12 protein-coding genes and 1 pseudogene are annotated in these 20567 nt (G+C 65.8%); 3 read left to right on the plus strand and 10 right to left on the minus strand.

The window, feature by feature from the left end:
- Window positions 1–91 precede the first annotated feature (91 nt).
- The 3 genes from pseB to MJ607_RS11305 are packed head-to-tail and all read left to right on the plus strand — an operon-like array spanning window position 92 to window position 2932.
- Window positions 92–1081: a UDP-N-acetylglucosamine 4,6-dehydratase (inverting) gene (gene pseB / locus MJ607_RS11295; protein WP_243075686.1), complete on the plus strand. Its 990-nt coding sequence runs from the start codon at window positions 92–94 to the stop codon at window positions 1079–1081.
- Between the two features lie 4 nt (window positions 1082–1085).
- A complete protein-coding gene (locus MJ607_RS11300; RefSeq protein ID WP_243075687.1) occupies window positions 1086–2210 on the plus strand; it encodes an aminotransferase class V-fold PLP-dependent enzyme in 1125 nt (374 codons plus the stop codon).
- On the plus strand, window positions 2207–2932 hold the full coding sequence (locus MJ607_RS11305) for a glycosyltransferase family protein (RefSeq protein ID WP_279234565.1): 726 nt from the start codon (window positions 2207–2209) through the stop codon (window positions 2930–2932). The genes MJ607_RS11300 and MJ607_RS11305 overlap by 4 nt, the downstream gene beginning before the upstream one ends.
- Here the strand turns inward: MJ607_RS11305 and MJ607_RS20320 are convergent.
- From MJ607_RS20320 to MJ607_RS11355, 10 genes and pseudogenes are all read right to left on the minus strand, one after another.
- Complete coding sequence (locus MJ607_RS20320) at window positions 2895–3902, minus strand: nucleotidyltransferase family protein (RefSeq protein ID WP_374238050.1); 1008 nt, start codon at window positions 3900–3902, stop codon at window positions 2895–2897. The two genes, MJ607_RS11305 and MJ607_RS20320, sit on opposite strands and share 38 nt — an antisense overlap.
- Window positions 3903–3964: 62 nt before the next feature.
- Window positions 3965–4714, minus strand: coding sequence for a hypothetical protein (locus MJ607_RS11315; protein ID WP_243075690.1), 750 nt, complete (start codon window positions 4712–4714; stop codon window positions 3965–3967).
- Window positions 4715–5213: 499 nt separating this feature from the next.
- Complete coding sequence (locus MJ607_RS11320) at window positions 5214–6452, minus strand: glycoside hydrolase family 99-like domain-containing protein (RefSeq protein ID WP_243075691.1); 1239 nt, start codon at window positions 6450–6452, stop codon at window positions 5214–5216.
- A complete protein-coding gene (locus tag MJ607_RS11325; RefSeq protein WP_308193826.1) occupies window positions 6442–7461 on the minus strand; it encodes a glycosyltransferase in 1020 nt (339 codons plus the stop codon). The genes MJ607_RS11320 and MJ607_RS11325 overlap by 11 nt, the downstream gene beginning before the upstream one ends.
- Window positions 7427–8848, minus strand: coding sequence for a lipopolysaccharide biosynthesis protein (locus MJ607_RS11330; protein WP_243075693.1), 1422 nt, complete (start codon window positions 8846–8848; stop codon window positions 7427–7429). The genes MJ607_RS11325 and MJ607_RS11330 overlap by 35 nt, the downstream gene beginning before the upstream one ends.
- Before the next feature lie 51 nt (window positions 8849–8899).
- Window positions 8900–9718 (minus strand): glycosyltransferase, encoded by an 819-nt coding sequence (locus MJ607_RS11335; RefSeq protein ID WP_308193827.1) that lies wholly within the window; start codon window positions 9716–9718, stop codon window positions 8900–8902.
- A 106-nt stretch (window positions 9719–9824) separates the two neighbouring features.
- The gene (locus tag MJ607_RS11340; RefSeq protein ID WP_308193828.1) at window positions 9825–11216 is read right to left on the minus strand and encodes a sugar transferase; all 1392 of its coding nucleotides are present in this window, start codon (window positions 11214–11216) and stop codon (window positions 9825–9827) included.
- Window positions 11217–11612: 396 nt separating this feature from the next.
- A complete protein-coding gene (locus MJ607_RS11345; protein ID WP_243075695.1) occupies window positions 11613–17741 on the minus strand; it encodes a PKD domain-containing protein in 6129 nt (2042 codons plus the stop codon).
- A 162-nt stretch (window positions 17742–17903) separates the two neighbouring features.
- A complete protein-coding gene (locus MJ607_RS11350; protein ID WP_243075696.1) occupies window positions 17904–18809 on the minus strand; it encodes a hypothetical protein in 906 nt (301 codons plus the stop codon).
- 322 nt (window positions 18810–19131) lie between these two features.
- Window positions 19132–20547, minus strand: a pseudogene (locus MJ607_RS11355) (polysaccharide biosynthesis tyrosine autokinase); the annotation flags it as partial.
- Window positions 20548–20567: the final 20 nt, after the last annotated feature.

The raw sequence follows: 20567 nt of genomic DNA on the forward strand, positions 1-20567 counted from the left end.
GGATGACGGGGGTCGACTCGGGTTCCTTCTCCGCGCGCGGTCCCGAACACTGGCCGCTACTCTCGACTAACTCATCAGTGGGAGACTTGCCGTGAGCACCCTGTCAGGCTCGAGCATTCTAATCACTGGCGGTACGGGGTCTTTTGGCAAGGCCTTTATACGTCATGCCCTTGACCACCTCGATCCGCGCAGGCTCGTCGTATTCTCCCGCGACGAACTCAAACAATATGAAGTACGCCAGCAGGTCGGTGACGACCCGCGGCTTCGATGGTTTATCGGCGACGTTCGAGACGAGAGACGCCTGGCCCGGGCGTTGCACGGCGTGGACTTCGTCATTCACGCGGCGGCGCTAAAGCAGGTCGATACCGCCGAGTACAACCCCTTCGAGTTTGTCAAGACAAACATCCTCGGCAGTCAGAATGTTATCGAAGCTGCGATTGACGCAGGGGTGCAGAAGGTCGTTGCGCTCTCAACGGACAAGGCCTCTAGCCCGATCAACTTGTATGGGGCGACGAAACTGACTGCCGACAAGCTCTTCATCAGCGGCAATCACTATGCGGCGGCGTATCCAACCCGCTTTGCAGTCGTCCGCTACGGGAACGTAATGGGTTCGAGAGGCTCCGTTATTCCGTTCTTCAAAAAGCTAGCCGGCGAGGGCAGGCCGTTGCCTATAACCGATGTTCGCTGCACACGTTTCTTCATCACCCTTGAGAAAGCGGTTGAGATGGTCGTCGATGCGTTCGAGTTGATGCAGGGCGGAGAGTTGCTCGTTCCCCGAATTCCCTCGATGAAGGTGACGGACCTCGCACACGCCGTCGCGCCCGGCGCCGAGTTGGTCGACGTAGGCCTACGCCCGGGTGAGAAGCTTCATGAGGAGATGATCAGCCCCGAGGAGGGGCGCCGCGCAGTTTCTGTCGGGGACGGAAAGTACTTCGTCATCCAGCCGGACCTCGCTTCGTGGGGATATGTGACGCCCAAAGGTGCGCAGCCGGTTCCTGGGGGTTTCTCGTACCGCTCGGACACAAACGATCGGTGGTACAGCCAGGAAGAGTTGTCGGCAATCATAGAGACCCCGCTGTAGCCCGGTGTTGCCCTACGGAAGACAGTCGATCAACGAGGACGACATAGCGGCTGTCGTTGAGATCTTGCGCGGCGACTGGCTGACGACTGGTCCGGCCGTCGCCGCCTTCGAGCAAGCAGTGAGCGGATTGACGGGCGGTCATCGCGCGGTTTCGGCAACGTCGGGAACCGCAGCCCTCCACATTGCCTACGCCGCCGCCAAAGTCGGACCCGGCGATGAGGTGATTACGACACCTATGACGTTTGTTGCGACCGCGGCTACGGCATCGATCCTCGGCGCTCGTGTGCGATTCGCCGACGTCGAAGAAGACACGGCCCTGCTCGATCCGAACGCTGTCGCGGCTGAACTGAGCGATCGTACGACCGTAATTGCAGCAGTGGACTACGCCGGGCATCCTGCCAACTACGCTGCACTCCAGACCCTCGCGAACACTGCGGGTGCGATCACGCTTGCGGACGCTGCTCACTCGATTGGGGGGCGAGACGGTGATCGGCCAGTGGGCGATCTGGCGGACGTCACGACCTTTTCCTTCTTCCCGACCAAGAATCTCACCACCGGAGAAGGCGGCGCGGTTGTCGCCAAGGATGCGGAGCTAGCACAGCGTGCGCACGAGTTCCACAACATCGGCTTGGTGCGCGATCCGGATCGCTTTGAAATTCGAGGTGAGGGGCCGTGGCATCAGGAAGTTCACGAGCTGGGTGTCAACTACCGACTCACTGATGTCGCGTGCGCCCTCGGTCTAGCACAGTTGGCGAGGATCGAAACATTCAAGCGTCGACGCAGTGAAATCTTCGAGCGATACAGCGCTGCGCTGGGCCAAGTCGATGGCGTGCGAATACCGGTCAAACGTCCCCACGCAGATCCCATGTGGCATCTTTATCCGATTCGCGTGTTGGATGGCCGACGCCGTGAGGTGTACGACCGGATGCGAGGGGCGGGCGTCGGCGTACAAGTCAATTACATGCCGGTCTACTGGCACCCGGTTTATCAGCGGTCTGGGTATGCGCGCGGACTATGCCCGAACGCGGAGTTGTTCTATAGCGAGGAGCTGTCCCTCCCGATCTATCCGGACCTCGCTGACTCTGAAGTCGACTTTGTCATCGACCAGTTGATTAGGGCATTGACTTGACTCGAGTTGGGATCATCACTCAGGCCCGCATGGCCAGCGCACGGCTCCCGGGAAAGGTCATGTTGCCCGCCGCAGGCAAGAGGATGCTCGAGCATCACCTCACTCGACTCGCGTGGGCCAAAGTCCCGGTCTACGTTGCTACCACGACGAGCGACGCGGACGACATCGTAGCCGAGGTCGCAGCGGCGTCGGGCGTGGACTGCTTTCGGGGCAGCGAGACCGACGTCCTCGGCCGGTACGCCGAAGCGGCCCGAGCGTTCAGTTTGGATGTTGTGGTGCGAGTCACCTCTGACTGCCCTTTAGTCGACGGGAATTTGGTAGGCCGCGGGATAGATCTCTTCTGTGAACTCGGCGACCCCTGTGCGTTCGTCTCTAATGTTGTCGAACGAACCTACCCTCGCGGCTTCGACTTCGAAGTGTTCTCGGCTGTGCGTCTTCTCGAGGCGGATCGGCGGGCCACCGCACGCTCCGATCGTGAGCACGTGACGCCCTTTCTTCATCGATCCTCTGAGACTCTCCAACACTCGGTGTTGCGCTCAACAGATGCATCGCGATTTCGGGTGACGCTCGACACAGAGCCGGACCTCGAAGTCATCCGCAGCCTCATCGAGATCTTCGGCGCTGCAGAGTTGACCGCCGAAGAGATTATTAGCTTGCTCGAGGCGCACCCGGAGGTCGCCAGCATCAATTCTCATGTCGAGCAGAAAAAGCTGGGTGACTGAAGGCTGACTGCACCTTGCGCCTGCCGCCAAGAGCATATTTGAATCCCCAGCTCGAACGTGAACCGGACTCACTCTTGGCGCGAATGCCGGCGATCCCTGACCGGAAGCCGCGACCCAACCGCAGAACGCGGGCAACAAGCCGGCCCCCAGGAGTGTCCACGACTTCGGGCCGCGCCAAGACAAGATCGTGGCGTGTGGGCCAGATAGACCGCCACGCGACGATGGGCTTCTCGAACCACCGTGCGTGCCGCAGAGCTAATATCCAAAAGTAGGGTCCGTAGGATTCGAACGAGACCCACTCGTTCCATTCGCGCAATTGCTTCGAAGATCGTTGGTCGATCGAGACGTCAAGCGGGACGCCTAGCGCAGAGAGCACGTCCCGGAGCGTTTCACTGCTGCCGGTTGCCACGGCGAGCGTTGCCACCTCGCCCCGCTCGTACTCCGTTAGCGTCAGCTTTCCCAGTTCAACTAGTTCCCTGCGATGTCGCGGGTCAGCCTTCGCGCCCCTTAGCGAATGGAGGCCGAGGATCAGGATGCTTCCGACACGGTCAGGTATCGTACAGGCGCGATGGGCGCAATCCATCTGGGCCTTTCGATCCCACAGTTGCTCGAAGACGACCGATGGCTGCGCTAGAAACCCCGGAAAGTATGAGTGAACATCCAGATCACAAGGCCAGCCATCCCGGACGTACGTTCGGGAATGACGTGTGGTTCGCTCCGTAATGAAAAGCAAGCTGCGCTCGCCCCAGCCTGCAGATTCGATGACATTGCACAACTCTTCGAAGCGTGCCGGGTCAACGAGTACATCTACGTCGGACGATCGGCGAGGCTCCCGAAGTCCATGGTGCTGGAGGGATGGTCCCTTGATGAAGATGACTCGAATGCCCCGCTCGGCTGCCACGTGCTGGACCCACGCGTGGCCGAGATCAACCGCTTCGTCCAGTCCTAGAAGGGAAGGCGAGCCAAGCATCGTAATACCCTACGGTACGCATGTCACCATCACTCAGCGGACGCGCACACGCCAGCCCGGACTTACACATCGCTGGCCGGCCCAATCGCCGCGCGAGTGCGGTTGAGCGCAGTTGGTCCAGTGTGTCGTACCATCTGTTCGGATAGCTGTCCGAGTTCCCGGGCGTGCTCCTCAGATATCCTCCCGGCCCGGACGTCCACGGGGTTTCTCCGTGTCATGACTTCTATATCTTCGAGGTCGGCAGGCAGGGGTCGTGACTCGTCCGAGAAGACCGCCACCGCGTGCCCCGCGAGGACGGCTTCGACGAGCGCCGTTGATGTGACTCCAACGACCAAGTCATTCTTCTGGAGAAAGAGAGCGAGCGGCACGCCTCTCGATTGCACGACCGTGCATAGCGACGCACACGCCGACCACGACGGACCTAGGTCGTGCTGCACACTGGGGTGAGCTCGAATCACCACCTCGATCTTGGCGTCGCGCGCCATTTGCACGAGGGTATGAAGCGCCTGTCGCTCGTAATCGTGCAATTGCTCGCGTGAATGGCAGATGACGATGCGGTCGATGTCCGGGTTGATGGGGCGCCGTTCCTGAATGTCCCAGCGGCCGACGACGTGTATTCGCTTATCTGGTGCGTGCCGGTTAAACCACAACTCCTGGGAGGATCCCCATGCCAGCACCTCATCGGCCAGAACAGGCAGGTAGGTTGCGCGCGCTGGTGAGCCGTGGACTGCGGTGACGATCCGCTTCTTCGCCTGCTGAGCAGCCCACATCCACGGTCGGGAACTGGCATGCCGGTCAAAGTCAGTGATCACGACACGGACGCCCGAGAAGTCGGTGTCAGACGCGGCTTGGTACCTGAGTACCTGTGAGAGTACTGCGACTTCTTCTCGTAGTCGGTTCGGCGACGACCGAACGTGATTTCGCAATGTCGAGCCACGTCGCAAGCGTGCATAGACCCGAAGTCGGCTAAGCGAACCGAAGGAATAGATCGCTCGCAATCCAACGCCAGGTGAATCCTGGATCGAGCCGACTGAGAGTTCAGCGTGGTGCGCGTCCATGAACACTGTGCACGTTACATTCGCCGGGCGCGCGGACACGAGGGCCTCACTAAACCGCGCGCCGTGTTCAACTCCGTTCGCGATCACGAACAGAACCTGACCCGGGACACCCATCGTCAATCGAGGCCGTTGACGGAGTGACGCGCACACCGAGAATGCCAATCCGAGCGCGAGCCGCGACACTGAGGCGCGGTTTCGGGCAGGGTCGGCGAGGCTTAGCGAATCAACAACCTCCGCTGAAAGGAACTCGTCGCTACTTGTCAATTGAGGTGCGCAGCCTCTCACTCAACCATCGGCCCGCATTCAGCGCGCTCGCGGCTGCTGCGAGCGCTGTCGAGCGAAGCCACGCTACAGATGGCATCCCCACCGGTCGTTTGGAGGGGATCGCGCGCCAGGCGTAGTCGGGTCGCGTCGCCGATAGGTATTCGTCTCCATGTGAGGCATCTGGCTCGAGGTACGCTCCCTCCGCCCACTCATTCCAGGCGTTGATGAATACGAGCCCATCCTTCCCATGCCGATTCTCGGCGTCTCGGGCGTGAGCAAGCCATTGGCTATATCTCTGCGGCGACGCATCCACATACACCGTTGCGTTCGGTCCTCTGCGGGCACTGTTATCCCAACCCGGCATGACGCCTGGGTGGCGTCGAAACTCCGCCGGTCGCCGCGACATGAACCGTCGGGCGGTTCGCTCGTACGACATAAGCCGACCACGGAACTTGGCGTCTAGCCGTGGTGGGGGCCGAAGTAGGGCCGAGCCGAGCGTATTGGCACCCACCGGAGGAAACTCGGCGACAGCGTCAAATCCAACTGGCCGCGGGTCGATGTGCCGCCGCGTCTCGGCGGCGATGAGGTAGAGCTCACCTATGCCAGCCTCACGCGCGATCCGCCGCCATGCGATCGCAAGCTTTGCTGCGTGAGGGATATGGTCCACTCGGTGAACGACAAGAACCGCCCGTGAGTCAACGCGCAAGTAGCGGGGGTCGGACAGGTACTTGAGCATGTCGCGAAAGACCTCGGCGGCGGTACCCTCGTCGTATTCCTGGCTGATCAGCACTTGGTGGTCTTTGCCATCCCAGCGACGAGACCAATTCTCATTGGCCCAAGAGATGCAGAACGGGAAGTCCGGCCCACTCTTCAGATACAGGTCCAGCGGCGCCTCGAGAAGGCGTTTGCCAGAGAACCAGTAATAGTAGATGCAGAATGCATCGATCCCAGACTCAACCGCAAGCGCCGCTTGTGCGTGCAATACCGACTCATCACGCAGGTCGTATTCGCCCAGGGGTCCAGCCCTGCGGGGGTGATCGTGACCGCTGAACGCGGGCCGGGCGCGCCGAACATTCGTCCACTCGGTGAATCCAGGGCCCCACCAGCGGTCATTCTCCGGAATCGTGTGGAATTGTGGAAGAAAGAACGCAATCGTACGCGCACGCACGCTCATATCCGTCTTTCCGCTGCCTTGTGCTACGGGGGGCACCCTCTGGTCACGGCCCATGTTTCCTCCGCTTATGCATCCGCGTTCGAATCGTCCGACGGTTGGCGCTAAGTCCTGCGACGGTTGCGCCAACCAAGAGCGCACCGACCCGTCCTGCAGGCGCCTCGCCCTTCCAGACGCTCATTATTGATCGAACAAACAACGTGAGAGACAATCCCCCCCGCGCAAAAGGCTCAACATCGGCGCGCACCGCTTGGGACAGGTTCGGGGTCCGCACGAGGAGTTCCTCAGCAACACGCACTCGCCAGCCCCATCGATGCTCTGCCAGGTAGGAGGCCGAGAAGAAGCCCCCGCTGCGCGCGCGCCAATTCCCGAGGCGCACGATCCACCCGCCGCTCTGAGTCTCCCCGAGCACGTTATCGTCGTGCTGAATGTAGTCCTGCAAACACTCGTCAATGATCTTGACTTCACCCGCAATGGCTGCACATATGCCTAACCAATGGTCGTGATATGCGGCATCTGTTGGGCGCGGAAATGGGAGGGCGAGTGGGAGCAGTGACGCACGGAAAATACTAAAGCTGCCAGTAATCGTATTGTCCAGAATGTCAGCGAAGAGACCGTTCCAGACTCGGTCGGTCCGCCGGCCGACGTTTTCATCGACGAGATCTTCATGAACGACTCGTGCTTGCCCGCTGACGAGCATCGCGGACTCGAGTTCAGGGATGAGCTTTTCCAGTTTGTCTCCATACCAATGGTCGTCCTGATCCGACAGCGCGATCCAATCGACGTCGTACTCCACCTGCATAAGCGCGCGCTCAAAGTTCCGGTAGAAGCCGACGCGGTTCGGATAGTTCGTAACGTTGAACCGATCATCCCCTGCCACGCACTCCATGACGATCGAGACGTCTTCGTCCGAGCCCCCGTCGATCGCGATTTCGCATCGCCAATCTCGGATCGTCTGAGCCACGAGAGAATCCACCTGCCGTCGAAGTGACTGCCGATGGGGGCGGTACACCGCCATGCAAATTGATCCGCTAACCATCGCTGGTACCGGGTGGACGGCCGACATTGCGGAGGAGACCTGCGAGCAGCGTTGCAAGTACGGCGACCGAAACTGCGCCGACCATCGCGATAGATGGTTCCCCTGCGGCCATTCCAACGAAGGCGATCAAGGGCACTGCAATTGCTCCAGCCGTAGCGGGCAGTGCTACCCAGAAGGTGGGTGCCTCTTGCCGGGCGAGGCGCCGCAGTCCTGCGCTTGCGATGGACTGAAACGCATAGAAGAGGGGAATGAGTGTCACCGCCCAGGTCACATCTCCCGTTGCGAGCGCCGAACCTGCGGCGACCAAGGTGGCGAGGATCAACGCGAGGGGAGTGGTGACGGCCATTCCTCGCGTACGACCACTCACGAAAACGAGATGGATGTTAGCCAGGTAAAGAACCATGAAACCCAAGGCCATCGAGATGACAAGAGCGTTCTCGAGTACAAAGGAAGCCGAGTCCGCTCCCGCGAGGAAGCGTGCCAGCGCCGGTGCCGTCAGAACGAATCCGGTGGCTAGTCCGAGGCAAAGCAACGCAACGGCCGCAGTCGATCGCCTGAGCGTTTCTCGTCGCGCCGACGCAGGCGTTCGGTAGATCATCGGTGCCCAGGCATTGTTCACAGCTCCGAGAACGACCAGTGGCGCCGTTCCGAGCAGCATAGCGAGTTGAAGGCGACCGCCGACTGTCACGCCCCCAAGCGAGACGCCGAGGGCAACCACCACAACACCAAGTGAGGCCATCGCGAGCTGGTGTGGCACCGTGGGGAGTGCAATACGGAGTGCCTCGAAGCATTCACGTCGAGACGTCGATGGCTGCGTACCCATGCATGAGAAGAGAACCGCCCCTGCGCCCACGAGCAGGTGCGACCCAGCGAGCACAGCGAGGTACAGGTCTGCACGCGGTTCCGTCGTCAGGCACAGGGCCAAGGCGCAAGCGGGCGGCAGTACGGCGATGAGCCATCCAAGCCCCACGAAGCTGGTCGCGCGGTCATCGGCGCGAAGCATGGATTGGGCGAGTGCCATCCACGCGAGTCCGACCGCGGATGCCACGGGAAGCACGAAGAGCCAGCCGGCGTATTGGAAGAGCACCGCCGACCACAGCGGTGAGCTCAACGCAATTGGGAGTGCGACGGCGCCGGCTATCGCGCTTCCCGCGATGACCAGACCGACTGCCCCCTTCCGACCTGTGCTCTCGATGAGTGCGTGCCGCGTCACCGCGGCCGGGAGACCGAGCGGGAGAATCACCGCGACCGCTTGATAGGTGGTAATCGCCATCGCGACGTAGCCGTATTCATTGGGGCCGAGAACACGAACGACCAAGGGAGTGATCAGCAACGCCACAAGGATGGGCGCGACGGTGCCGAGGATGTACGTTGACCCACGTCCGGCGAGCTGCATCCTGGTGTATCTGGTCATGGGGCCATCCAGCGTGGACCGTGCAGGGCGCTACCGCCTCGCATAACCGATCTATCGCACATCAGAGGTTGGCCCCTCGAGCCGGACGAACTTCTGGTACTTGGCGTGTGGGATCCCTAGGAGAAGCGCGGGGTAGCGCGCGTAGAAAGTCGCCATCGAGGCAAATTCCCGCCTCCAGGCCGCGACATTGAGGGTCGTCGTTGCCCTCTCCCAGCCGTGGATCCACTGCACATCGCCCACGACGATGCTTGAGAGTCCGATCGCGCGAGCGCGTAGGCAGAGATCCTTATCCTCGTAGTACACGAAGAACCGTTCGTCCCATGGGCCGTTGAGTCGGTCGAAGGCCTCCCGCGAGCCCAAGACGGCAGCCCCGATCATCCAAACAACCTCGCGATACTCGCCTCGGTCCGCGTACAAGCGATAAGCGTTCGGCTTCGAGGAGTTTCCGAGACGGTTCTGCACCTTGCGCAGCAGGTAGGGCCATCCGCGACCATTCGGTTGGAGAGAGCCGTCCATGTTGATGAGTTGGGGACTGACGAGCCCAGACGAGCGGTCGATCGCAACCGCCAAAACTGGGAGCGAATCCCAGGGGATCGTCACGTCCGGGTTGACGAAGGCGATGTACGGGGACTCAGCGAGTTTGAAGCCAACATTGTTTGCGGCGCCGAACCCGATGTTGTGGTCGAGGCTCACGACGTGAGCACCCAGCGACTTTGCCACCTCGCGAGAGTCGTCGACAGAGGCGTTGTCGACGACAATCCATCGGATCGACTTCGGCACTCCCGCGGTCCAGTGCCGACGGAGCGCGCCTACGCTGTTGTAGGTGACCGTGATGATAGTCCACTGATGGTGTGAGGGTCGGTGGGGCACTCGAGATATCGCCGGCGCTCGCGTTTCGATCTCAGGGTCTCCCTTCGGCTGGCTCGAGGTCGGAGGATGGAATCTGTTGTTCGGATCGGGACTGGTTCAGCAATCACTAATGGGCCGATTGGCCCGGAGCGACTACTGCTTTCACTGTCTTCGCGAGGATCCCTGCGTCGCCCAGCATGGTCCAGTTCTCTACGTAGTACAGGTCGAGCCGCACGGCGTCCTCCCACGACATCGCAGACCGTCCGCTCACCTGCCACAGGCCAGTGATCCCAGGGCGGGTCATGAGACGCCGGCGAGCGGAATCCGTGTAGAGGGCGACCTCCGCGTCGACCTGCGGGCGAGGGCCCACGAGGCTCATCGAACCGCCGAGAACGTTGAGCAACTGCGGCAGCTCATCAAGCGAGTACTTGCGCAGGAATCGGCCGACGCGGGTGATGCGCGGGTCGTTCTTGACTTTGAAGAGCGGGGCCGTGTCGGTGCCCTGCACAGCCAGAAGAGCAGCGAGTTCCTCGTCGGCACCGACGCGCATCGAGCGGAACTTGAGCATGCGGAATGGGCGGCCGTGAAGACCGACGCGCTCATGGCTGTAGAGCACAGGGCCGCTGCTCGAGAGCTTGACGATCAGCGCGACTATCAGCAGCACCGGCGAAAGCAGCACGAGGAGCAGAGTCGAGACCAGGAGGTCGAACATGCGCTTGGCGAACCGCTGGCCCTGCGAGAAGCGGGGCGTCTCGACGTGGATGAGGGGAAGCCCTGATACGGGGCGGGTGTGGATGCGCGGGCCCGCGATGTCGATGATGCTCGGTGCGAGAACGAGGTGCTGCCGGCCGGACTCGAGGCTCCACGAGATCTGCTTGACCTTCTCTGGTGGCAGGTCGTCGGTGCTTGTGATGGCCACCGTGTCGACGCCTGTGGCGGACGCAGCCGCTTCGACATGTTCCACGTCGCCCACGATCGGTATCGCCGTTCCGGGCACCACGGGACGACTGCGTCCGTTCGTGCCACCAGGCACACACGCCCCCACAACGAAGTAACCGGCATCCGGCGTTCGCCTGAGTTCGCTGGCGATGTGGGCGACGGTCGTCGGCGACCCGACCAGGAGAACGCGCGCGCTGTACTCGCCCATCGACCGCTTGGCGACGAGCCACTGGCGCCAGATCCACCGCTCGAGAACGAGAACGATGACACCCAGCGGCAGGCTGATGAGCAGGAACCCTCGGGCAACGTCGACCCGAAGGAGGAACGCCACGATCGCGATCGCGCCGAAGACGCGAAGGCTCGCGTCGGCGACCCGCACATACTCGGTCGTTCCCATGCCGATGACGCGGTCGCTGCGGGTGTCGCGGAGTGAGAGCCCCCACATCCAGATCACGACGAGGACTGCCGAGAAAGCCCAGTACGTGCCCACCGGCAATCCCGAGACGGTGACCGGCTCGAGCCCCAGCCAGAGGATCTGCGTGCCGAACACGACCCAGACGAGCACCAGTAGGTCGGTCATCCACAGCCGGCGCGCGTACCTCTCGCGCCAACGATCGTGGTGCGGGTGGGCCGGTGAGGCGGGAGCAGGAGGGAGGAGCGGACGTGTCGGAGTCGGCGCGGAGTCGCTGTCGACGCGGAACGTCGAGCGCGCGCTGGGGGCGGCTATTGAGGATTCGGCGTCGAGTGTTTCGTCCGACACGCGCAGATGGTCCTTCCAGCTCCCCCGAGCACAGAAGCCCACGGTACCGCGTGAGCGTTGTCAACGCAGACAACCGCGGTGTGGGGCTTGCAGGGTGCGATGCGGAACCATCGCTGGATCCCATTATGGGAGCGGTCTCTGGCGCTCGTCGACGTGTGTCGGTTCGTTGCTCCAGGGTGAGCGCCATGCTGGGGCGTTTCGTCTCGCTTCGCTGGCTCAACGACCGGAGGTAGGGGAGCGGCGGGCGCGGCGGCGCAGCGCCAGCGCGAGTCCGCCGACGAGGAGCGCAAAGCCGAGGAGCGACACCCCGCTGAGGTCGGTGCCGCCGGTCGCAGGGAGCGAAGCGCCGCCCGCTGGGGCGGGAGGAGGCGGCGCGGGCTCGCCCGGCGTTGTCGGATCGTCGTCGCCGGCGACCGCGAAACTCGTCGACGAGGTGCCGACTCCGCCGTCGTCGTCGGCCACCCACGTTTGCAGGGTCTGCGCGCCGGCCGCCAACTCGGGCAGCGCGATGACGCAGCTACCGTCGTCGACGAGACCCTCGAACTCGACTGCGCCGACGGAGGCGCCGCAAGTGAACTCGTCGTCGCCCGGGTCGATGAAGGTGGCGGACGCCTGCGACGGACCGGGCGGGAGCGCCGCTGCGAACAGCGTCGACAGCGGCACGACGGCGCGGGAGAACCCGCCTCCGCCGCCGGGCGCCGCCTCGATGATCGCCTCGGCGACGGTGGGCGCGGCGTTGCCGAACGTCAGCACGGCCTCGCGCGTAGCCGAGAGGCCCGCGGCTCCCTGGGGCTCGGTCGGAGCATCCGTCGCCGTCAGACGCACCGTCACGGTCGCGTCGTCGTCGCACGTGACGACGAGGTCGTCGCCGTCGGGCGTCGCGGTGCACGCCTCCGGCAGCGGGGAGGCCATGAGCGGTGCGGCGCCCGCCTGCCACGACAGCGTGACGGGGTCGCCGTCGGGATCGATCGCGCGACCGGGCAACCGGATGCTGTCGCCCTCGGTCAGCGTGCGATTCGCGATGCTCTCGAGCGCGGGGGCGCGATTGCCGGCCACGCTCACCGAGACGACGGCCGACCCTGCCGACCCGCCCGCGGCGTCGCGCACGGTCACCGTGACGGGATAGGTGCCCGGTGCCGGGAACTCGTGCGCGAGGGTGAATGTCTTGCCCGTCAGCGCGAGCGGAACCGCGCCCTGACCCCAGTCGACGGTCGCGGTCCAGGTGTCGGCGCCGGGGTCGGCGAACGACCCGGGGAGCGAGAGGTGCCCACCACGCCCGACAGCCGCAGTGCCCGGCAGATCGACCTGCGGAACCGCGTTGGCGACGACCACGGTCGCCGAAGCGGTCACCGTGCCGGTGCCGTCGCTCACGCGCACCGACACGGGATAGCTGCCGGTGAGCGGGGCCGCGAGCGATGCCGCGGCATCCGTCCCGTTGTCGTACTGGCCGTCGGCGTCGAGGTCCCACGCATACGTCAGTGCGTCGCCGTCGGCGTCGGTGGCCGACACCGTGAGCGGCACGATCGTTCCCTCCACGGCGACCGGCGGCACGACGATCGTCGCTTCGGGCAGGTGCTCGCCGCGCGCGATCCACGAGAAGGTCGCCTCACGCGAGCGGGCACCGATCGAGACGGTGACGGATGCCGCGCCCTGGGCGCTGCTCGTCGCACACACCTCGGCCTCACCTGCGGCATCCGTCACGACAGTGAAGACGTCCTCGACGACTCCCGTGACGACGACGTCGAGTCGCGCGCCGGCGATCGGGTCGGACTCGCCGAGCAGTGTCGCGGTCGTGCACAGCATCGCGTCGGGGAGGCCCGACACCTGCGTCGGGCTGAGAGCGAGCGACTGCACGTCGGCGATCCGGGCGACGCGCATGCCGCCGGGGAACCCGTACGAGTCGTCGCTGCCGAAGCCGTACACGAGGGTCGACACGGCCACGGGGGAGGCGATGCGGTGCGTGCCGGGCTCGAGCGCGAGCGCGGCCGCGCTGTAGCCGGTCTCGCCGATCGCCGACCACTGCGCATCGGGGATGGTCGTGCCGTCGAGCTGGACGTCGCCGCGACTGGCGGTGGGTGCGGTGATGTTGACGTAGTTCGTGAACCCGTCGATCGGCGTCGCGAAGACGCTGTCGGTGAGGCCCTGCTCGAGCGGAGCGACGAGTGCGATGAAGGGGTCCGACAGGGTGTTGTCGGCGGTCGAGCCCTGCGAGTACTGGGCGACCAGCACCGGCTGCGTCGAATCGATCACGACGGGCGCCGAGGCGGCGAACTCGTGGAACTCGCCGGGCTCGAGCGTCACGACGTCCTCCTTGCCGCCCGTCAGCGTCACGACCGTGCCCGCGGTGTCGGCGAGCACGCGGAAGGTGTCTGCGGCACGCGTCGCGAGCGGCACCGTGGCGAACGAGCGGCCCCACGCCGACGTCGGCGTGAGCATCTCGGTCAGATGGTCGCAGTAGCCGCTCGAGCCGGTCGGCACGAAGGCGCAGCGCGCACCGCCGAAGACCGCGACCGGGCGGTCCGACTCGATGAGCGTCCCCGTCAGACTCGATCTCTGCGCTTCGTACTCGAGCGCCTCACCCATGAGCAGCGTGCGCTCGAACGGCTCGTCGCCGTTGCTCGGCGTGACCGTCACGGTCGTCGTGCCCGACGTCGCGACGACCGAGAAGAGACCGGGGGTGACCTCGCTGCCGTAGTCGAGCACGCGGTACCGGTCGCCCAGTGCGGGAACGGGCAGCGCCATGAACGCGTCGGTCGAGAACTGGATGCGGTTGAGCCCGTACAGCGAGATGTCGTCGTCGGCGCTGACGTGCACGGCCAGGGCCTCCACTCGGGGAGAGCTCGCGTCGGAGCCCATGCCCAGGCGCGCCTCGATCGGCACGTCGACCCGGACGATCCCCGCCGCGGGCACCGTGAAGTCGGTCGCGAAGCCGAGCCCCGGCACCTCGACGACACCGCCCGTGCCCTCGGCGCCGGAGACGAAGAAGGCCAGGAAGCCCGCTGGGGTGTAGTTCGCGTCGAACGCGAGCCAGAACTCTCGCCCGACCGACGTCAGTTCGCTCGCGGCGGCATCTGTCGCCACGGCCAGGTCCAGAACCCGCTCGAAGCTCCCGCCGTGCTGGTCGAGTACCCGCACCAGCACCCGAGCCTCCCCCGGTGTCGCGAAGACGTGCTCGGCGACGCGCGTGCCCGGCGCGTATCCGCCACCGAAGTCCCATTCGTAGTCGAGGTTCTCCGCCCCAGCGGGGTCATCCGCATACACGACGAAGGAGACGGGTTCTCCGGCGATGGGAGCGTTGTGGGCGAGGCCGCGGATGGTCGGCGCGAGGTTGCGCACCTCGACCTGGACGGTGTCGGTCGCGACGAGCGGGTTCTCCGGGTCGAGCTGATCGGTCTGGGTCACCGTCGCGGTGTACACGCCGGGGACGGTGTACACCTGGCTCCACTGCATGTTGGGAAGGTCGGCGGCGAATGCCGCACGGCCATCTCCCGGATCGAGCTCGTACCGGAGGCGCGAGTCCTGCGGCGTCGAACCGGTCAGGTCGAACAGGGCGCTCTCGCCTTGGTCGATGGAGATGTCCGGGCCGGCATCCAGCACCGTCGCCACGACGGTCACGTCGGAGACGAACGGGTCCGACTCTGCCCCGTCCTTGTCGACCGCCCACAGGCGCACCGCGTACGTGCCGGGGGCCTCGAAGGTGTGGGTGACGGGCGAGCCGACCGCGGTCCCGCCATCGCCGAAGTCCCAGTGTGCGAGGGGTGCGTCGTCCGGGCCGGGATCCATCGCCGTCGCCTGGAAGAGCTTCGGGTCGCCCGGCCTCGCGCGCGAGAAGAACTCGGTGCCGTAGACGGTGGGCGGTCCGTTCGAGACGGAGACATGAAGGGTTCGGGATGCCGTCGCCCCGACATCGTCGGTGACGACGAGCGTGACGTCGTACTCGCCCTGATCGCGGAACGCCGGGATGTACTGCGGATCCGCGCCGACCTCGGCGCCGTCGAGAACCCACGAGTACTTCTCGATCAGACCGTCGGGATCAGTCGCCGAGAGGAAGTTCGCGGTGTAGAGCTGCGTGCCCTCGACGACCGAGAAATCCTCCTGCGCGAGCAGGATCGCTGGTGGCTGATTCGACGAGTCGATGTGGATCGTCACGGTGGCGGTGTCGGTCTCTCCGCCGCCGTCGCGGGCCGTGTAGGTGAAGGTGTCGTCGAGCGTCACGGTGCTCGATGCCGTGTAGCGGCACTCGGTGCCGCCGATGTCGCACGACAGCGAGCCGTGAGCCGGGGTGGTGACCGACTGGATGACGAGGTTCTGAGCGGGGGAGAAGTCGTTCGCGAGGGGGAGGAGCACCCACGTCGCCCCGGATGCGATCGTGTAGCTGTCGTCCACGGCCGCCACAGCCTCGGGAGCCACGATCGAGATGCGGACTGCCGCTTCGGCTGTCGCTCCGGCAGTGTCGGTGATGCGGTAGCGGAACCTGTCGGTCCCCGTGCCGGTCGCCGGAGCGGAATACGTGCAGTACTGGGTCGAGCTGCACGAGGCCTGACCGAAGCCCGGTTCCTCGACGATCTCGATGGACGTGAGCGAGCCGTCCGGATCTCCGTCGTTCGCGCCCACCTCGATCGAGACCGTGCCTCCTGTCGTGGTGACGGCGGAGTCGTCGCGGGCGATGGGCGGTCGATTCTCGGGTGCTTCCACGATGATCGTCTGCTGAGCCCACCCTTCGCGCCCGTCGTCGGCGCGGACGCGGAGGGACACCTGATACGTGCCGGGCGCCGAGTAGACCATGCCGGGGGCCGGGGCCGATGATCCTGCGCCGTTGCCGAAGTTCCACTCGTAGGACGTGATGGCGTTCTGCGGCGTCGAGGCCGAGCCGTCGAAGTGCACTGTGAGCGGCGCGGTGCCGTTCGTGACGTCCGCAGAGATCACGGCGGTGAGCGGAGCGTTCGACTCGTCGTTGACCTCGATGGTGGCGGCGATGGCGGATGCCTCGCGCCCGAATGCGTCGAAGCGGTCGGCGTTCTCGCGGTACAGCGTCGAGAGCGCCCGTGCCTGGTCCCCGAGCGTCGTCGGTGTGGGTGCCGCGGTCGAGGCGCGCACGAGATCCAGGCGGGCCGCCTCGATCTGGTCGGCGGTCAGCCCGAGCGCCAGGAACTGCTGCAACTTCTCGGCGGGCCAGCCGCCGGCGAGTGCCTGCGCCGCCTGCTGCCAGGCGACCCCTTCTTCGACTGTCGCGACGGGTGCACCCGCGAGCGACGGGTCGGTGTCGGCGTAGGGGGCCCACACGTCGAGCCAGTCGGCCGTGTCGCGCATCGCGCGCACGAGCGACTTCGTGTGCTCGGACGTCGACCGCAGTTGGTCGATCTGCCCCTGCACACTGCCGGCCGCGTCTGCGCCGAGGTACTTCTCGAACGCGTCGAGCGACGCACGCCCGAAGCCCTCGACTGTGGCGAGGCTCTCCGCGAGACCGTGCGACGTCGAGCCGGGGAAGTTGGCGGCCGGCACGGACCGGATCGACTCGTCGACGATCGTGCCGTAATCGGGGTCGGGTGGGTCGTTGACGATGTCCTCGTACATCTTGGAGACGAGGCACGTGAGGTTCTTGAGGATCTCCTTCGCCTTCGTCGCCGTCGGGTTGATGTCGGACGGGAAGCCGAGCACGAACCCTCCGCCGACCGTGAAGACGATGCTGACGCCCCCGGGAGCACCTGGGATGTCGCTCGTGGACAGATTCTTCGCGTCGTCGTACTTCGACAGGGCGGTGATCGCCGTGCAGGATGCCGCGGACCCTTGGAACATGTTGAGGGCCCCGAGCTTCCACTCCGCCATCTGGGCCTCGGCCAGGGCGGTGGAGCACCCGGGACACGGCGAGACGGTGAACACCTCGCTCAGGGCGACCGACTCGTAGTCGTAACTCGGCGCCACGTTGGACAGATCCACTCCGGGACCAGGCGGGTCGGCGGGAGTCGCCGTCTCGGTCAGCAGGCGCCAGTTTCCCTCCTCGAGGCTCGGTCCCTCGAGGAGTCCGAAGTACGAGCCGATCGCCACGATGTGGTTGGGTCCCTTGCCCCACGGCTGCCCGCTGCAGGATCCGGCGGAGGGTTCGGTGACGGATGCCGGCACGATGCAGACTCGCCCGCCCTTGATGTCGGAGGTCACGTAGACGCCCAGCACGTCGGCCGTCGTGAACTCGTAGTTCGGGAAGCCGTCGACGTCGGTCGGCATCACGTTGAACAGCCCCGCCGCAGCCGGCTGCGCCGGGATGAGCGCGGCGGACAGACCACCCACAAGGACGAGTGCGATAGCCGTCAGAGCTGCAGTCGCGTTTCGGGCGCGCGAATGATGCATGGCCGTTTCCCCCAGCCCGCCGACACCCCAGTGAGCCGACGATGTGTGCGCATTCTCCTGCCGATCAGACCTTCATGGCAAGAGATGCCGTCGAATCGGCCACCGGGCGCGGGATGGCGGCGGGGTGAACCGTTCAGCCGACCACGAGCGGCAGCATCCCGCTCAGTCGGCCGAGACGGCGAGAAAGGTGCCGCCGGACCACAGGAGGACCGAACCGCCCGCCACCGCGAGGGCGGCGGGGGGTGCGGCATCCGTCCCCTCGGCGCAGCCGACGGGAGTGCCTGGGTCGTCGGGCGTGCCGGCGGCCGCGTAGCGGGTGATGGTGAGGCCGGTGCACCCGGGGGCGGAGTGAGCAGCGAGCACGGCGCCGTTCGACACCGCGAGGGCGACCACGTCGGTCGCGGACAGGGTCGACCAGGCCGAGCCGGTCCAGACCCAGGCGCGCGCATCGCACACGAGGGCGACGGTGTCCCCCGAGGCCCGCAGGCCGCGCGCCTGCGCGCACGGGGCGGCGGTCGTCGCACCCCCGCCGAGGTGGACGACCGCGGGGTCGGTGAGATCGATGTAGCGCGAGGCCGCGAGCACCTCGGGGAAGGGAGCCCAGAATTCGCCGTCGGTGTACGTGCGCAGGCCCTGCGCGGTGCAGTCGCCCGCGGCGGCGATCATCTCGGCATCCCGTGCGCTGAACGCGTCGAGCGACGCGACCTGCGCGAGGCCGAGGTAGCGGGCGGTCACGTCGGACCAGGTCTGGCCGCCGTCGCCCGAGCGCTCGACGAGCGGCTCGACCGAGCCGCACAGGCCCGCCGTCGCGCGCCACATCGCCTGCGACCCGACGGCGAGGAAGCGCTCGGTCTCGCGCGGGGGCGCCGCCGGGGTGGGGGTGGGGGTCGGCGTGGGCGTCGGGGACTCGACTCCGAGGGTGAAGGTCGGCACGGGGGCGGCCACTTCGGGATCGGACTCGGGGTTCGCGTGCTGATACGCGAGCACCGCCAGGATGCCGACGCCTGCCGCGAGCACGGCGATCGCCGCGATGGCGATCCATCGCGAGGCCCGCGCCCCGAGCGCCATGTCAGATGAGCGGCTCGGGACGCTTCGGAGATCCGCCGGCCTCGGCGATGATGTCGTCGAGTGTCAGGGGCGAGTCGGGAGTCGTGGCCGGGACCGGAGGTCGCTCGGGTGTCTCGTCTCGCTTCGCCTGCGGGACGAGCGGGGGAGCAGCGGGCGGGGCGGGGGCGTGCACGGGTGCGGGCGGTTCGTCTCGCTGCGTTCGCGGGGCGGGCGGCGGGGGAACCGCGGCGGTCGGCGGCGCGACCGGTGACGCGGGCGCGGGTGTTTCGTCCCGCCTCGTTCGCGCGTCGGCCGGCGCAGCCTCGACCGGCGCGGCCTCGACCGGGGCGGGGGGCGGAACCGGGGCCGGGGTGGGGATGCCCTTCCCCTTCTTCTTGCGGGCGGGCTCCTCGTGGTAGCCGTAGCCATAGCCGTAGGCGTACGAATCGGGGCCGCGTGTCGGGACCATCGTCATGACGATGCCGGCGATCTTCGCGTCGACCGTCTGCAGCGCGTCGATGGCGCTCTCGAGCTGGTGGCGGGTCGTGCGCCCGGCCGATGCCATGACGATCGCACCGCTCGTGGACTTCGCGAGGATCGCGGCATCCGTCACGGGAAGAAGCGGGGGAGCATCGCACAGCACGACGTCGAAATCGCGCTCGAGGACCTCGAGCAGCGTGTGCATGTGCTTCGAGCCGAGCAGCTCGCTCGGGTTGGGCGGGATCTTGCCTGCGGGCAGCACATAGAGCGAGCGCCCGCCCCACGGCAGCATGACGTCGCCGACGCGTGCGCGCCCGATGAGCACGTCGGTCAGCCCGACGCCGCCCTCGATGCCGAGGTAGTCGGCGACCTTCGGCTTGCGCAGGTCGGTGTCGAGCAGGGCGACGCGCCGACCGCTGTCGGCGAGGGCGATCGCGAGGTTGATCGTCGTCGTCGACTTGCCCTCGCTCGGCACGCTCGAAGTGATGACGAAGCTCGACCGCCCGCCCATGTCGAGGAACTGCAGGTTCGTGCGCAGGGCCCGGAACGACTCCGCAAGCGGGCTCAGCGGATTCGCGTGCACGATGAGCGGTCGATCCTTGGCCTTCGGGTCGAAGGCGATCGCGCCGATGAGGGGGCGGTCGGTGATCTGCTCGACATCGCGCGGCGTGCGGACGCGATTGTCGAGCACCGACCGCAGGACGGCGATGCCGATGCCGATCGCGAGGCCCACGAGGGCTCCGAGCGCGAGGTTCAGCGGAACGTTGGGGCTCGACGGTGACAGCGCGGGGACGGCATCCTTGACGCGCGTGAGCCGAACGGGACTCGTATCCGCGCCGTTCGGTGTCTCGATCGTCTCGACGGCGGCGGTGAGGCTCGCGCCGAGCGCGTTCGCGATGTCGGCGGCGGCGATGGCGCTCGGATTCTCGACCGTGATCGTGATCAGCGTCGTGTTGAGTGCCGACGAGGCGGTCACGGCCTTCGACAGCTCGATCGACGTCATGCCGAGATCGAGCTCGGCGATGACGGGATTCATGACGATCGGCGTCGTCACGAGGTTCGCGTACGTCGTGACGCGCGACTGCGTGAAGTTGGACCCCTGCTGCAGCTCGGCGATCGAGCCGCCGGCCTGCGATGAGACGAAGACTGTGCTCTGCGCCTCATAGAGAGGTGTGCGCGTCAGCGAGTACGCCGCCGCCACCCCCACGCCGAGGATCGTGGCCAGCACGATGATCAGCCAGCTCTTGCGCAGGATGCGTATGTAGTCGGTCAGCTCCATGCTCGCCCTTCCGGTGCCCG

The organism is Microbacterium sp. SS28 (genome assembly GCF_022761035.1).
Lineage (GTDB): Bacteria > Actinomycetota > Actinomycetes > Actinomycetales > Microbacteriaceae > Microbacterium.

What these genes read in the sequence shown, in the direction of transcription:
- MJ607_RS20320 (WP_374238050.1), bottom strand. Translation starts at nt 3,902, where the DNA reads ATGCTTGGCTCGCCTTCCCTTCTAGGACTGGACGAAGCGGTTGATCTC.
- MJ607_RS11320 (WP_243075691.1), bottom strand. Translation starts at nt 6,452, where the DNA reads ATGGGCCGTGACCAGAGGGTGCCCCCCGTAGCACAAGGCAGCGGAAAG.
- MJ607_RS11325 (WP_308193826.1), bottom strand. Translation starts at nt 7,461, where the DNA reads ATGTCGGCCGTCCACCCGGTACCAGCGATGGTTAGCGGATCAATTTGC.
- MJ607_RS11330 (WP_243075693.1), bottom strand. Translation starts at nt 8,848, where the DNA reads ATGACCAGATACACCAGGATGCAGCTCGCCGGACGTGGGTCAACGTAC.
- MJ607_RS11340 (WP_308193828.1), bottom strand. Translation starts at nt 11,216, where the DNA reads ATGACCGACCTACTGGTGCTCGTCTGGGTCGTGTTCGGCACGCAGATC.
- MJ607_RS11345 (WP_243075695.1), bottom strand. Translation starts at nt 17,741, where the DNA reads ATGCATCATTCGCGCGCCCGAAACGCGACTGCAGCTCTGACGGCTATC.
- MJ607_RS11350 (WP_243075696.1), bottom strand. Translation starts at nt 18,809, where the DNA reads ATGGCGCTCGGGGCGCGGGCCTCGCGATGGATCGCCATCGCGGCGATC.